The 14,370-nt window shown below is 64.5% G+C and carries 13 protein-coding genes and 1 tRNA gene; 11 read left to right on the top strand and 3 right to left on the bottom strand.

The window, feature by feature from the left end; genetic code table 11:
• The first annotated feature begins 2 nt into the window (after nt 1-2).
• From QK290_RS03325 to QK290_RS03275, 11 genes are all read left to right on the top strand, one after another.
• Complete coding sequence (locus tag QK290_RS03325) at nt 3-1,151, top strand: adenosine deaminase (protein ID WP_282329291.1); 1,149 nt, start codon at nt 3-5, stop codon at nt 1,149-1,151.
• Between the two features lie 118 nt (nt 1,152-1,269).
• On the top strand, nt 1,270-1,860 hold the full coding sequence (locus tag QK290_RS03320; protein ID WP_282329364.1) for a MazG nucleotide pyrophosphohydrolase domain-containing protein: 591 nt from the start codon (nt 1,270-1,272) through the stop codon (nt 1,858-1,860).
• Nucleotides 1,861-1,991: 131 nt separating this feature from the next.
• Complete coding sequence (eno, locus tag QK290_RS03315; RefSeq protein ID WP_056343550.1) at nt 1,992-3,272, top strand: phosphopyruvate hydratase; 1,281 nt, start codon at nt 1,992-1,994, stop codon at nt 3,270-3,272.
• A gap of 135 nt (nt 3,273-3,407) precedes the next feature.
• Nucleotides 3,408-4,073, top strand: a complete 666-nt coding sequence (locus QK290_RS03310) for a septum formation initiator family protein (protein WP_282329290.1) — start codon at nt 3,408-3,410, stop codon at nt 4,071-4,073.
• Between the two features lie 28 nt (nt 4,074-4,101).
• Nucleotides 4,102-4,773, top strand: coding sequence for a DUF501 domain-containing protein (locus QK290_RS03305; RefSeq protein ID WP_282329289.1), 672 nt, complete (start codon nt 4,102-4,104; stop codon nt 4,771-4,773).
• Nucleotides 4,770-5,717, top strand: a complete 948-nt coding sequence (locus QK290_RS03300; protein WP_282329288.1) for a Ppx/GppA phosphatase family protein — start codon at nt 4,770-4,772, stop codon at nt 5,715-5,717. The genes QK290_RS03305 and QK290_RS03300 overlap by 4 nt, the downstream gene beginning before the upstream one ends.
• A gap of 35 nt (nt 5,718-5,752) precedes the next feature.
• Entirely contained in the window at nt 5,753-7,132 is a 1,380-nt protein-coding gene (locus tag QK290_RS03295) for a S8 family serine peptidase (protein ID WP_282329287.1), read from the top strand.
• A 34-nt stretch (nt 7,133-7,166) separates the two neighbouring features.
• Entirely contained in the window at nt 7,167-8,696 is a 1,530-nt protein-coding gene (locus QK290_RS03290; protein WP_282329286.1) for an FAD-dependent oxidoreductase, read from the top strand.
• 111 nt (nt 8,697-8,807) lie between these two features.
• Entirely contained in the window at nt 8,808-9,752 is a 945-nt protein-coding gene (locus QK290_RS03285; protein WP_282329285.1) for an N-acetyltransferase, read from the top strand.
• 20 nt (nt 9,753-9,772) lie between these two features.
• Nucleotides 9,773-9,846: transfer RNA gene (locus QK290_RS03280), tRNA-Leu, on the top strand.
• Between the two features lie 224 nt (nt 9,847-10,070).
• A complete protein-coding gene (locus QK290_RS03275; RefSeq protein WP_282329284.1) occupies nt 10,071-11,417 on the top strand; it encodes an ABC transporter substrate-binding protein in 1,347 nt (448 codons plus the stop codon).
• A 189-nt stretch (nt 11,418-11,606) separates the two neighbouring features.
• Here the strand turns inward: QK290_RS03275 and QK290_RS03270 are convergent, their stop codons facing one another.
• Genes QK290_RS03270 through QK290_RS03260 form a run of 3 tightly spaced genes read right to left on the bottom strand, consistent with a single transcriptional unit; the run spans nt 11,607 to nt 14,361 of the window.
• Nucleotides 11,607-12,377, bottom strand: coding sequence for an ABC transporter ATP-binding protein (locus QK290_RS03270; protein WP_282329283.1), 771 nt, complete (start codon nt 12,375-12,377; stop codon nt 11,607-11,609).
• A complete protein-coding gene (locus QK290_RS03265) occupies nt 12,374-13,396 on the bottom strand; it encodes an ABC transporter ATP-binding protein (RefSeq protein ID WP_282329282.1) in 1,023 nt (340 codons plus the stop codon). Before QK290_RS03265 ends, QK290_RS03270 begins: the two co-directional genes overlap by 4 nt.
• On the bottom strand, nt 13,393-14,361 hold the full coding sequence (locus tag QK290_RS03260) for a branched-chain amino acid ABC transporter permease (protein ID WP_282329281.1): 969 nt from the start codon (nt 14,359-14,361) through the stop codon (nt 13,393-13,395). Before QK290_RS03260 ends, QK290_RS03265 begins: the two co-directional genes overlap by 4 nt.
• Nucleotides 14,362-14,370 lie beyond the last annotated feature (9 nt).

Genomic DNA, 14,370 nt, shown 5'->3' with positions numbered 1-14,370 from the left:
AGGTGACTGAGCCTATTGTTGACGCCGCCCCTGCTATCGATTTCGACCTGACGAGCCTGCCTAAGGTTTCGCTCCACGACCACCTGGATGGGGGTCTCCGTCCAGCCACCATCATCGAACTGGCCGAGGCCGTTGGCCACACGTTGCCCTCCACCGACCCGGTGGCCCTGGGCGAGTGGTTCCGTGAGTCCGCGGACTCCGGCTCGCTGGTCCGCTACCTGGAGACGTTCGACCACACAGTCGCCGTGATGCAGACCAAGGAAGGCCTCATCCGCGTCGCCAAGGAATTCGTCGAGGACCTCGCGGACGACGGCGTGGTGTACGGCGAAGTGCGCTGGGCACCGGAGCAGCACCTCCAGAAGGGCCTGTCCCTGGACGACGTTGTTGAAGCGGTGCAGGAAGGCCTCGAAGCCGGCGTGGACGCCGTGACCGAGAGCGGCCGCGAAATCCAGGTGGGTCAGCTGATCACCGCCATGCGCCACGCAGACCGCGGCCAGGAGATCGCCGAACTCGCTGTCCGCCACCGTAACAAGGGCGCTGTGGGCTTTGACATCGCCGGAGCCGAGGACGGCTTCCTCCCGTCCAGGTTCAAGGACGCCTTCACCTACCTCGCCGAGCACAACTTCCCCGCGACGGTGCACGCCGGCGAAGCCGCCGGGCTCGAGAGCATCCAGTCCGCCCTCGTTGACGGCAGGGCACTGCGCCTGGGCCACGGCGTCCGCATCGCCGAGGACATCATGGTGGAGTTCGACGATGAAGACGACGACGCCGCAAGCGACGAGGACAACATCGGCCTGGTCACCCTGGGTGACCTGTCCAGCTGGATCCGCGACCGCGGCATCGCCCTGGAAATCTGCCCGTCGTCGAACCTCCAGACCGGAGCGATCGCCGGCTTCGGCGAGGGCATCGAGAGCCACCCGCTGGACATGCTGTACCAGCTGGGCTTCAACGTCACCATCAACACCGACAACCGGCTGATGAGCGGCGTCACCCTCACGGACGAGTTCGAACTCCTCGTGGAAACCTTCGACTACGACCTCGACGATCTGCTGGAGCTCACGCTTAACGCTGCCGAAGCGTCCTTCCTGCCGCTTGAAGAGAAGGAAGCGTTGGTGGAATACATCAACGACGCCTACGACAACCTTGGCTGAGCAGGCTCCCATCGAACGGCTGCTGGATGGGCCCACGGCGGCAGGGGTCCCCGGGCGAGCTTGCGAGCTGGGGGAGCTGCTGGGGATCGTAGCCCAGCTGCGCGAGCACTGCCCGTGGATGGCCGCCCTCACGCATGCCTCGCTGGTGGAGTACCTCCTCGAGGAGGCCTTCGAGGTTGCCGAGACCATCGAGACCGGCGCGGATGACGCAGAGCTCCGCGGCGAACTGGGCGATGTGCTGCTTCAGGTGGTGCTGCACGCCCGGCTAGCCGAGGAGCGCGGCTCGTTCACGTTCGACGACGTCGCACGCGGGCTGAGTGCCAAAATGGTCCGCCGCAATCCGCATGTCTTCCGGCCCGACGGCACGCTCCGGGACAGCTTCCCGGCCTCGGTGGCGGAGATCGTCCGGAAATGGGACGCCGTGAAGACCGCGGAACGTCCGGAGCGTACGGGGCCCTTTGAGGGGATCCCGGACGCACTGCCGGCCCTGGCGAAGGCGCAGAAGTTCCTTGACCGGGCCGAGCGGGCCGGATTTCGACGGGCTCAATCACCGGTGGTTGAGCCTGTCGAAACCCCGGAGCCATTCGAAACAGAGGAGGAACTCGGCGACCTGCTGCTTGCCGTCGTCGGCTCCGCACGTGCCAAGGGATTCGACGCCGAACGTGCCCTTCGTGGCGCCATCCGGCGGCAGTTCGTGGCTCCATCATGACGTCCGGGTGATGGATAGAGTTCCGTAACCTGCACCACTCTCGACTAGGCTTGGTCCTGACGAGGACGTCCCAGATTTAACGCTTTTTCCAGCTGTTCGTTCCCCCAAAATCGCCCATAAGGAGCACATCCATGGCGCTTATCGATGCCATCCACGCCCGCGAAATCCTCGATTCCCGCGGAAACCCGACCGTAGAAGTTGAAGTACTGCTTTCCGACGGCCAGATCGGCCGCGCGGCAGTACCCTCCGGCGCCTCCACCGGTGAGCACGAGGCTGTTGAGCTCCGTGACGGAGATAAGGGACGTTACCTCGGCAAGGGTGTCCAGAAGGCCGTTGACGCTGTCATTGACCAGATCGCTCCGGCGCTGACCGGCTTCGACGCCACGGACCAGCGCAGCATTGACCAGGCCATGATTGACCTGGACGGCACGCCCAACAAGGCCAAGCTCGGTGCCAACGCCATCCTGGGCGTTTCGCTGGCCGTTGCCAATGCGGCTGCCGCCTCCGCAGACCTGCCGCTGTACAAGTACCTGGGCGGCCCCAACGCGCACGTCCTGCCGGTTCCGCTGATGAACATCCTCAACGGTGGCTCCCACGCCGACTCCGACGTAGACATCCAGGAATTCATGATTGTCCCGATCGGCGCGGAGACCTTCTCCGAGGGCCTTCGCTGGGGCGTTGAGGTCTACCACAACCTCAAGTCCGTCCTGCAGGCAAAGGGCCTGTCCACCGGCCTCGGTGACGAAGGCGGCTTCGCACCGAACCTGCCGTCCAACCGTGCAGCCCTGGACCTGATCCAGGAAGCCATCACCAACGCCGGCTACACCCCGGGCAAGGATATCGCCCTGGCCCTGGACGTAGCCTCCTCCGAGTTCTTCAAGGACGGCGCCTACCAGTTCGAAGGCAAGGCTCTGTCCGCCACCGAGATGAGCGCCTACTACGCCGAGCTCGTGGCAGATTACCCGCTGGTTTCCATCGAGGATCCCCTGGATGAGAACGACTGGGACGGCTGGAAGACCCTCACCGACAGCATCGGTGACAAGGTCCAGCTCGTGGGCGATGACCTCTTCGTCACCAACCCGGCCATCCTGCAGCGCGGCATCGACACCAAGACCGCCAACTCGCTGCTGGTCAAGGTCAACCAGATCGGTTCACTGACCGAAACGCTGGACGCCGTCAGCCTGGCCCAGCGCGCCGGTTACACCACCATCACCTCGCACCGCTCCGGCGAGACCGAGGACACCACCATCGCCGACATCTCGGTGGCCACCAACGCCGGCCAGATCAAGACCGGCGCACCGGCACGCTCCGAGCGCGTTGCCAAGTACAACCAGCTGCTGCGCATCGAAGAGGAACTCGACGACGCCGCACGCTACGCCGGCCGCAGCGCCTTCCCGCGTTTCAAGGGCTAGTAGCCGCGTAAACCTCTGACCGGTGGCTATGGTTGACAGACCATAGCCACCGGTTTTTGTTTTAGCAGGCATTGATTGAGCCGGCATCAAGCGCAGAGATGCGGCCAGAGGCAGGCCGCACGTTTCAGGAGTGTCATGGTTACCCGCCGTCCCAAAGTTCCCAAGGCCGCTTCGAGGCATCAGGCCACCACGGACCCGGCCGCGGAAGCCGCCGGCGTCATCCGCGCCGATTTTGGCGTTGCAGCCGGCAGCGCAAAGGGCGGGACCAAGGGAAAAACCGGCAGGGCATTGAACGTCGGAACGTCCACAACGAACACCCTGCGCCCGGCCGGCAAAGGCAAGGGGAACGGCCACGGCGGTAACACCGCGGGCAGGATGCCGAAGCCCGACACCAAGCACGATGACACCCAGCCCGTCCCTGCCAAGGCGTTCTCCGGGCGCATGCTGGCACTGGCCGTGGTCATGATTGCCATCACGATCATGCTGGCACCCACCGTGAAGATCTTCTTCGACAAACGCGCCGAACTCGCCGCCCTCAGCGCGGATATCGCCGCCCGCCAGGCCGAGCAGGACGGCCTTCGCCAGCAGATCTCACGTTGGCAGGATCCGAACTACGTGAAACAGCAGGCCCGCGACCGCATTAACATGGTTATGCCGGGTGAATCCGGCTACTGGGTCTTCGGCAGCGATCTGCCGGCCGGATCAAGCAGTAGCCTGACCGCCACAGCAGCACAAGACCCCGCCGATCTGCCGTGGGTGGATTCCCTGTGGGAGTCCATCAGGCGTGCGGCCACAGACTGAACAGCTAGAGGAAGGATGGCCCGCGCCAGTGGAAGAAAACACGGCGACTGCGCCGGAGAAGTCCCGCCAGCCATCAGCACACGATCTTGAAGTACTCAGCAGGCAGTTGGGACGGCCGGTGCGCGATGTGGTGGAAATCCCGGCGCGCTGCGTCTGTGGCAACCCCCTCGTCGCCGCCACGGCGCCGCGGCTGAGCAACGGGACACCGTTTCCCACCACGTTCTATCTGACGCACCCCGTCATCACTTCCGCGGTTTCCAGGCTGGAAGCTGCCGGGCTGATGAACGACATGAATGAGCGTCTGAGCGCCGATGAGCCGCTAGCGGCCGCCTACCGTGCAGCGCACGAGGACTATCTCGGAGCCCGCGCGGCCATCGGCGAGCGTTCCGGCATCGGCGCCGTCCCGGAGATTGACGGCATCTCCGCCGGCGGCATGCCCACCCGGGTCAAATGCCTCCACGTCCTGGTGGGCCACTCCCTCGCGGCGGGTCCCGGCGTAAACCCGCTGGGGGATGAGGCCATTGCCGGAATCAGCGAATGGTGGACAACGGACCGCTGCTACTGCGACGGCGCCTGGGACACCGCAGGGGAGGCCCCGTCAAAGGATCTCAGCCGCCATGGACCCCAGGGCCGGCCGGAGATCGTGGGCCGGCCCGCTCCGGTCCGCAAGCCCGCAGTCACTGAGGGGGCTGGGGCATGACCCGCGTCGCCGCCATCGACTGCGGCACGAACTCGCTCCGCCTGCTCATCGCCGACATCGACCGCAGCAACGGCACAACGACGCTCACCGACGTTGTCCGGGAAATGCGGGTTGTCCGGCTGGGCCAGGGCGTAGACGCCACCGGCGAACTCGCCCCTGAAGCGCTGGAGCGGACCTTCGCGGCCACCGCGGATTACGCCGAAATGATCCGCGAACACAGTGCGGAGTCCATCCGTTTTGTTGCAACGTCGGCCAGCCGGGACGCGCGCAACCGCCAGGTTTTTGTCGACGGGATCCGGGACCTGCTGGGCGTTGAGCCTGAGGTTATCTCGGGTGATGAGGAAGCTGCCCTGTCCTTCGCCGGGGCCAGCAGCGTCCTGCCCATCCTCGACGGCGAGCACGTGCTGGTAGTTGACCTCGGCGGCGGAAGTACCGAGTTTGTCCTCGGTACCGCCGGCGGTGTCACGGCCGCGAAGTCCGTGGATGTCGGCTGCGTCCGGCTGACCGAACGGCACCTGCAGGACGATCCGCCCACGGCAGAACAGATCGCCGCCGCGGAAGCCGACGTCGACGCCGCCATCACCCTTGCTGGGCTGGACGTTCCGCTGGAACGCGCCACCGCCGTCGTCGGGGTGGCCGGCTCGATCACCACCATCACCGCCCACGCCCTGCGGCTTCCGGCGTATTCGCCGGCGGCCATCCACGGGACGGAACTGTCCATTGGCACTATTATCGAAGCCGCCACCGACCTCCTGCACATGACCAGGGGAGATCGTGCCGACCTGGCGTACATGCACCCCGGCCGGGTCGACGTGATGGGCGCCGGCGGGCTGGTGTGGCGGCGCATCCTTGAGCGGCTGAATGAACTCACCGCCGGCCGGATCGTGACGGCCACCGCCAGCGAACACGATATTCTTGACGGAATTGCCCTGAGCCTCCACTGACCAGGCAATCAGCCAACCAAGCATGGGAAACCCATATGACCAGAGCAACTGCACGGTTCCGCCGGGCCGCGTCAGCTCTCCTGGCGATAACCCTTGCCGGCGCCAGCCTGGCCGCCGGACTGACTTTTGCGCCTGCGGCCAGGGCCGACGCTGAACGGGACAAGGAGTACTGGCTTGGCGAATCAGGAATTACGAAGGCCTGGGAGGTTTCCAAGGGTGCCGGTGTGAAAATCGCGGTGATCGACAGCGGCGTGGATGCCCAGCACCCGGACCTGAAGGGCGCCGTCACCGGAGGCTTCGACGTGTCCGGGGCAGGCAGCCCTAACGGCCAGAAAAGCCTGGGCGTAAAGCCGGAACACGGGACGCTGGTCGCCACCATACTGGCCGGCCGCGGACACCAGCCGCCAGGCGCCACCTCCTCGCCCAGTCCCGGCCCGGCTGCCACCACCGGGCCGGACGGCATGATTGGGGTGGCTCCTGAAGCTGAGATCCTTTCCGTCTCAACGTGGCTCGGATCGGCCAACCCCGCGGGCAAGAGCGATCAGGACCAGATCCCGGAAGCGGTCCGTTGGGCCGTGGACAACGGGGCCAAAGTCATCAACATTTCGCTGGGCAGCACCACGCCGCAGTGGCCCCAGAGCTGGGATGCTGCCTTCCTCTATGCCGAACAGAAGGATGTGGTCATCGTGGCCGCCGCCGGAAACCGGATAGGCGGCAACCTTCAGGTGGGGGCGCCCGCCACCATCCCCGGCGTCCTCACAGTTGCCGGCCTGGACCGCAAGGGAATGGCGAGCGTCGACTCGTCTTCCCAGGGGATCAGCATCGGCGTGGCGGCCCCGGCCGAGAACCTGCTGGGCGGGCTGCCCGGCGGTGGTTATGCGGAATGGGCGGGAACGTCCGGTGCTGCCCCGATCGTTGCCGGCGTGGCCGCACTCATCCGTTCCAAGTGGCCCGAGATGAGCGCCAAACAGGTCATCAATCGGATCGTCAGCACGGCCAAGGATGCCGGTCCTGCCGGAAAAGACCCGCTGTACGGGTTTGGCGTGTTGAACGCCGAGGCCGCCCTAAAAGACTCCGTACCGGAAGCCGCCACCAACCCGCTCGGCTCCATCTCGGACTGGATCAGGGTACACCGGCGCGGCAACCTGGGTGCGCCCGCGCCGGTGCCCACCGGCGAAGTGGCCAGTGCCGTTCCCACCCTGCCCGAGCCCACTGTGCCCGCGGCGGAGGCGCCCTCACAGCGTGACAGTGCCGTTGGCGCCGCCGTCGTGATCGGTTCAGTGGCACTATTTCTGGCGATCATCGCTGCGGCCCTCATCCAGCTGCGCCGGGCGGCCCGAAACCCAGGAACGGCGCGCGACGAACCGGACACCGGAGCCTTTCAAGCCGTTGATTCAGGCGGCAAACGTAGTTAGTGAAGATTTTCACAAACTGCGGTATCCTTAAATCATGGCAACCACCCCAGAGCTCCAGGACCGTCCCAGGGTACTCGTCGTCGGCGGCGGATACGTCGGCCTGTACGTAGCACTCAAACTGCAGAAGAAGATCGCGAATGCCGGTGGCATCGTCACCCTCGTGGATCCACTGCCCTACATGACTTACCAGCCTTTCCTGCCCGAAGTGGCCGGCGGCAACATCGAGGCCCGCCACGCAGTGGTCTCGCACCGCCAGCACCTGAAGCAGACCGAACTCATCCAGGGCAGCGTCACCTCGATCGACCACGCCAACCGCACCGCCGTCGTGGCGCCCGCGGACGGCGGAGAGCACATTGAGATCCCCTACTTCGACATCGTGGTGGCCGCAGGCGCCATCACCCGCACCTTCCCCATCAAGGGCCTGGCGGATAAGGGCATTGGCCTGAAGACCATCGAAGAAGCTGTGGCCCTTCGTAACAAGGTGTTGGAACGCATCGAGGCCGCGTCCACCATCGCGGATCCGGCTGCCCGCGCCAAGGCATTGACCTTCGTGGTTGTTGGTGGCGGCTTCGCCGGCATCGAGTGCATCACCGAAATGGAAGACCTGGCCCGCGCCGCGGTCAAGAACAACCCCCGTATCCGTCAGGAAGAAGTGCGCTTCGTCCTGGTTGAAGCCATGGGCCGGATCATGCCCGAGGTCACTGCACCGCAGGCCGAATGGGTTGTGGAGCACCTCCGTAGCCGCGGCATCGAGGTCCTGCTGAACACCTCCCTGGACAGCGCTGAGGGCTCCCTGAAGCTCATCAACCTCCCGGACAAGTCCCTGGCCCAGGAATTCGAAGCCGACACACTCGTCTGGACTGCGGGCGTGCAGGCCAACCCGATGATCCGCTCCTCCGATTTCCCGCTGGAACCGCGCGGCCGGGTCCGTGTCCTGCCGGACCTCCGCATCGCTGGCGATGAAGGCATCATCGACAACGCCTGGGCCGCCGGAGACATCGCCGCAGTGCCGGACCTCACGGGTAGCGGCCTGCCGGACGGCACCTGCGTCCCGAACGCCCAGCACGCACTTCGCCAGGCCAAGCGCCTCGCCAAGAACTTGTGGGCTTCGCGCTGGGACAAGCCCCTGAAGGACTACAAGCACAAGAACCTGGGTGCTGTGGCTGGTTTCGGCGAGTGGAAGGGTGTTGCCAACATCAACATCCTGGGCCGTATCGGCCTCAAGGGCCCGCTCGCCTGGCTGGCGCACCGCGGCTACCACGGTATGGCCATGCCCACCATGGAGCGCAAGGTCCGAGTCATCATGGGTTGGATCCTCGCGTTCTTCATGGGCCGCGACACCACCCAGCTGATCGACCTCGACAACCCGCGCGGTGCCTTCGTGGCCGCCGCCACACCGGCTCCCAAGCCGGCTGCCGCTGCTCCCGCCCCGGCGGCCAGCACACTGGAGGCATCCGCGCCGGAGGCATCCGCGCCGGAGGCATCCGCCGGCGCGGCCCAGTCGGGCTCAGCGGCCGTCACCAGCGTGGACGCCAAGCAGTCGGTCACCGCGGACGCCAAGTAGCACTGGCTTCCTGAGGAAGCATTAGCAGTATCGCCCGACGGCGGCTGTCCCCTTAAGGGGGATGGCCGCCGTTTTGTGCATCCCGCCGGGCCTCCCTTCTAGACTGGCACCATGACTGGCGAAAAGAACCTCCAGACCCTGCTGGCAACACTGAAACCGGTACTGCGGGAGGGGGAGTACGTCTATGTCCTGTGGCCGCATGGCAGGCCACTCGAGCCCGGCATCGAAGCTGCCGTACGTGAGGCTGAGGGCCTCACGGTCGTCCTGCCGCGGGAAAGGGCGGACAGCCTGGGGCTGCACTACGACTTTGTGGCCGCGTGGATCACCCTCGAAGTGCACTCTGCGCTGGAGGCTGTTGGCCTGACCGCCGCCGTCGGGAAGGCCCTGGCCGACGCTAGGATCAGCTGCAACGTGCTGGCCGGCTTCCACCACGACCACCTGCTGGTGCAGGTGGCCGACGCACCACGCGCCGTCGAAGCCCTGGCTGAGCTGTCAGCGGTGAGCCGGGACGTGCCGCGGCCCGAGCTGCTGCTCAGGAACGAGACGGCTGCGGACAGGGATAAGATCCTCGCGTTGACGGGCGAGGCGTTCGCGGTCTCCCCGGTCTCGGGCCTGCCGGTGGACGGGGAGCCCGAGGAGGTGGACGTGCTCCGCCGGCTCTTCGAGTGCGAGGACTACCTGCCCGGGTTCAGCGTGGTGGCGGTGCTCGACGACGAGATAGTCGGCCATGTGATCAGCACACGGGGCTGGGTGGGCGACTACGGGTTGCTGGGGCTCGGGCCCATCGGGGTGACTCCCAGGCTGCAGCGCCATGGGATCGGCAGCGCCCTCATGAATGACACCATCGCCCGGGCCAACGCAGCGGGGGAGGGCGGGATTGCGTTGCTGGGCAGCACCGAATACTACCCGCGGTTCGGCTTTGTTGCCGCCGCCTCCTTCGGCGTGCTGCCGCCCGACGAGGCCTGGGGTGACCACTTCCAGCTGCTCCCGCTGGCAGTCTGGCCTGGCGGGGTCCACGGGACGTTCCGGTATGCCGCGCCGCTTGCGGGCGAATGACGGGATAGCATGGACCGGGCGCCCCAGTAGCCCAATTGGCAGAGGCAGCGGACTTAAAATCCGCGTGTTGCGAGTTCGAGTCTCGCCTGGGGCACAAGTTTTCTTCCGCGGCCTCCCTCCGGCGCCGACCCCTGCATCCCACACGACGTCGAGACGGAGCATCGCCTCCGTTGATTTCGCATATGCAACGACTGTTATAAGGATGTGACCTCAGTCACTTATATCCGCCGAAGATATGCATTAGCTTGAAGTTAAATCAGGAACACCTGATCATCCGCGTCAAAGGCCGTTCGCACCTTTCGATCCAGGAGATTGTCAATGATTTCACTTTCCCCGGCGGCACCCCGTCTTGCCAAGCTCACAGCGCTTAGCGTCGGCGTCGCCTTTCTGGTTACAGCCTGTGGTGGTACCTCCACCCCGAGCTCGACAGAAACCACCACGTCAGCATCCGGGATATCCTGCCCCGCTCCCGGCGCGGCTCCCGGAAGCACAGCGCAGGCCGGCGCTGGAGGCGCTGTTCCGCCTGCAACCACCATCACGGAAACGCCGCTCAAGCTGGGTTCCCTGCTCCCCACCACCGGTTCACTCGCCTTCCTCGGGCCGCCTGAAATCGCTGGTGTGAACCTGGGCGTCAAGGAAGTAAATGATGCCGGAGGTGTCCTGGGTAAGCCTGTGGAAGTGATCCACCGTGACTCCGGCGACACCAAGACAGATATCGCCACGCAGTCCACCAGTGCGCTCCTTGGCCAGGGCGTGAGCGCCATCATAGGTGCCGCGTCTTCGGGTGTCTCCAAGACGGTCATCAACCAGATCACCGGTGCGGGGGTTATCCAGTTCTCGCCCGCCAACACCTCCCCGGATTTCACCACTTGGGATGACAAGGGCCTCTACTGGCGTACAGCACCCTCAGATGTGCTGCAGGGCAAGGTCTTGGGCAACTATATGGCCACGTGTGGTGCACAGACGGTAGGCATGATCGTACTTAACGACGCCTACGGAACCGGTCTGGCCAGCAACGTCAAATCCGCCTTCGAAGCGGCCGGCGGCAAGGTGGTCGCCGAAGAGCTGTTCAATGAGGGCGACTCCCAGTTCAGCAGCCAAGTGGACAAGGTCATCGCGGCCAAGCCCGACGCAATTGCCCTTATCACCTTCGACCAGGCCAAGAGCATCGTGCCGCTGATGACGGGCAAGGGCGTCAAGCCCACCCAAATGTTCCTTGTAGACGGCAACACCTCCGACTACAGCAAGGACTTCCAGGCTGGGACCCTGAAGGGCGCCCAGGGAACCATCCCGGGAACATTCGCGAAGGACGCGTTCAAGCAGAAACTGCTTGCCATTGATCCGGCCCTGAAGGACTACAGCTATGCAGGTGAATCCTACGATGCTGTAAACCTGATCGCACTTGCCGCTGAGGCAGCCAAGAGCACCAACGGTGTTGAAATTGCCAAGCAGCTCAAAGCGGTCTCGGAGACGGGTGAGAAGTGCAACAGCTTCGCTTCCTGCGTCACGCTGCTTCGCAACGGCAAAGACATCGACTACGACGGCCAGTCAGGTCCGGTGACCTTCTCCGATGCCGGCGACCCGACGGAAGCCTACATCGGCATCTACGAGTACCAGGACGACAATAAGTACGCACCGTCCAAGGAAGAATTCGGCAAGCTCTAAGCCGTTTCCTGCACAAAGAACCCCCGCCCGGAGTGCACCGGGCGGGGGTTCTTTTTGTGTCCTTTAGGGGGTAAGTCAAGCGCCGAGCAAGTGGCTGCCGGAGGCGCCCGGACGGCGCCGGGGAATGCCAAGCACGCAGAAAGGGCCGCCACCGGACGGTGACGGCCCTTCTGCAGTTCCGGCTGCGGCTTAGACCTCGTCGGCCAGCGTACCTAGGTAGAGCTGGATCACCTTCGGGTCCTTCATCAGTTCCCGGCCGGTTCCGGTGTAAGCGTCCCGGCCTTGGTCCAGCACATACGCGCGGTCGCAGATCTGGAGGCAACGGCGGGCATTCTGTTCCACCATGATGACGGAGACGCCCGCCCGGTTGATCTCGTGCACCCGCAAGAAGGTTTCGTCCTGCTTGACGGGGGATAGGCCTGCGGAGGGCTCATCAAGGAGCAGGACGGCGGGCTCCATCATCAGCGCGCGTCCCATGGCCACCATCTGACGTTCGCCGCCGGAGAGCGACCCGGCCCGCTGGGCCCGGCGCTTGCCGAGCTCAGGAAACAGGCTGGTCACAAAATCAAATCGCTCGGCGAAGTCCTTGGGGCGCTGGAACATGCCCATCTGCATGTTCTCTTCGATAGTCAGCGTGGCGAACACATTGTTGTTCTGCGGGACGAATCCCACGCCTTTGGTCACCAATTTGTTGGCCTTCAGCCCTGTGATGTCCTGGCCGCGCACCACGACGGTGCCCGAATGGACTTTCACCAGGCCGAACATGGCCTTGAGAAGCGTCGATTTGCCGGCCCCGTTAGGGCCAATGATGCCGATCAGTTCACCCTTGCGGGCTTCGATGTTGCAACCGTTCAGGATGTTCACGCCCGGGAGGTACCCAGCAACGAGGTCCGTCACCTTGACTACCGAGTCCTGGGAGCCGGCGGTGCTTGCGGCCGGAGCCGCGCTTGTGGCACTCATTCGCTGTCCTTCCTCTTATGGCGGGCTTCGTCTGATTCGGCCGCGACTACATCAATGGCGATGATTCCCGCGTTCTCAGTACCGACAATCGATTCCTCGTCGGCCACCAGCTCGGCTGCAAGTTCCTTGATGCCCTCGGCGTCGCCGAGATCGACGTCGTGATGGGCTCCCAGGTAGGCATCGATGACTGCCGGATTCTTCATGACTTCGCCAGGAGGGCCCTCGGCAACGATCTTTCCTTCCGCCATTACCACCACCCAATCGGCAATATGGCGCACCATGTTCATGTCGTGCTCTACGAAGAGCACGGTCATGCCTTCCGCCTTGAGGTTCTTGATGTGGTCCAGGAGGGACTGGGTCAGCGCCGGGTTGACGCCTGCCATGGGCTCGTCCAGCATGACCAGCTTGGGCCTGACCATCAGCGAGCGTGCCATTTCCAGGAGTTTCCGCTGGCCTCCGGAAAGCGAGGCAGCGTAGTCGTCCTTCTTGGCGTCCAGCTTAAACTTCTCCAGCAGGACGTTCGCCTGGGCAGTGATCTCCTTTTCCCGGCCGCCCCAGAGGCCCTTGAACAGGGCCTTGGAGAGGCGTTCACCGGGCTGTTCCGAACCGCCGAGCCGCATGTTCTCCATAACGGTGAGCTTTCCCATGACCTTAGTCAGCTGGAAGGTCCTCACCATCCCCATCCGTGCCACTTTGTAGGATGAAACGCCGGCAAGGCTGTTGCCTTCGAACTGCCATTTGCCCGAGTTCGGCATATCGAATCCGGTCAGCAGATTGAAGAGGGTGGTCTTGCCTGCACCGTTCGGGCCGATCAGCGCGGTGATCTTGTGCCGCGGGATCTCCAGGTATTCGACGTCGACGGCGTTGATGCCGCCGAAGCTGCGGGTGACGTTTTCCGCCACCACGATCGGATCGCGCTTCTTGCAGCCGGGGACGTTGTCCCCGGCTGAGATCGGACGCGTGTCCGTCATGTAGTCAATTTCCACCGGCGGACGGGGTTCTTCGCTATGCGTGCTCATGCGAACGCCAACTCCTTCTTGTTGCCGAAGACGCCCTGGGGCCTGAAGATCATCAGCAGCATCAGTGCGACACCCACAAGGATGTAACGCAGCTGGCCGGCCTGGACTGTGTTCAGCCAGGTGACGGCGCCGGATTCGATCAGGCCATACAGGATGCCCTGTGTGAGGGACAGTACCACCCAGAAGATCATCGCGCCGATTACAGGTCCCAGCACCGTGCCGAGGCCGCCGAGCAGCAGGCAGGTGTACAGGAAGAACGTCAGTTCGGTGCCGTAGTTGGCCGGCTGGACTGCGCCGCGGGGGAGCGTAAAAATCATGCCCGCCAGGGCGCCGAGCACGCCGCCGATGATGAGGGCCTGCATTTTGTAGGCGTATACGTTCTTGCCGAGGGACCGGACCGCGTTTTCGTCCTCGCGGATGCCTTTGAGTACGCGGCCCCAGGGGCTCCTCATCAGCAGCCACACCAGGGTGCAGCAGACGATGACAAGGCCCCAGCCGACTATGCGGATGAAGAAGTCCCGGTTGTTCATACCCATGTACGAGCCCGCGGGGAACGGGTTCATGGCGTAGAACCCGCCTTCGAAGGCGGCCAGGCCGTTGGCCGAACCGGTCACGGCGGTCAGCTGGTTGGTTGTGACAATGTAGCGGACGATTTCCGCGGCCGCGATCGTGACGATTGCCAGGTAGTCCGCGCGCAGCCGCAGGGTGGGGATGCCCAGGAGCATCGCGAAGATGACCGAGCAGATCACGGCGATGACCAGTCCCACAAAGAAGGGCACGCCAAAGGTGAGCGTGGAGATGGCGAAGCCGTAGGCGCCCACCGCCATAAAGCCGGCCTGGCCAAAGTTCAGCAGGCCGGAGTAGCCGAAGTGGACTGCCAGTCCGAGGGCAGCAAGTGCATAGGCCGCGGTGGTCGGGCTGAAGAGTTCGCTGGCAGCGCTGGAGAAAATGAATCCGAAATCCATGGCTGTCTC

Origin of the sequence: Pseudarthrobacter sp. AL07 (genome assembly GCF_029960665.1) — a bacterium.
Taxonomy (GTDB): Bacteria; Actinomycetota; Actinomycetes; order Actinomycetales; family Micrococcaceae; genus Arthrobacter.
Note: the sequence above shows the minus strand (reverse complement) of the source record. Positions and strands in the feature narration are given on the sequence as shown.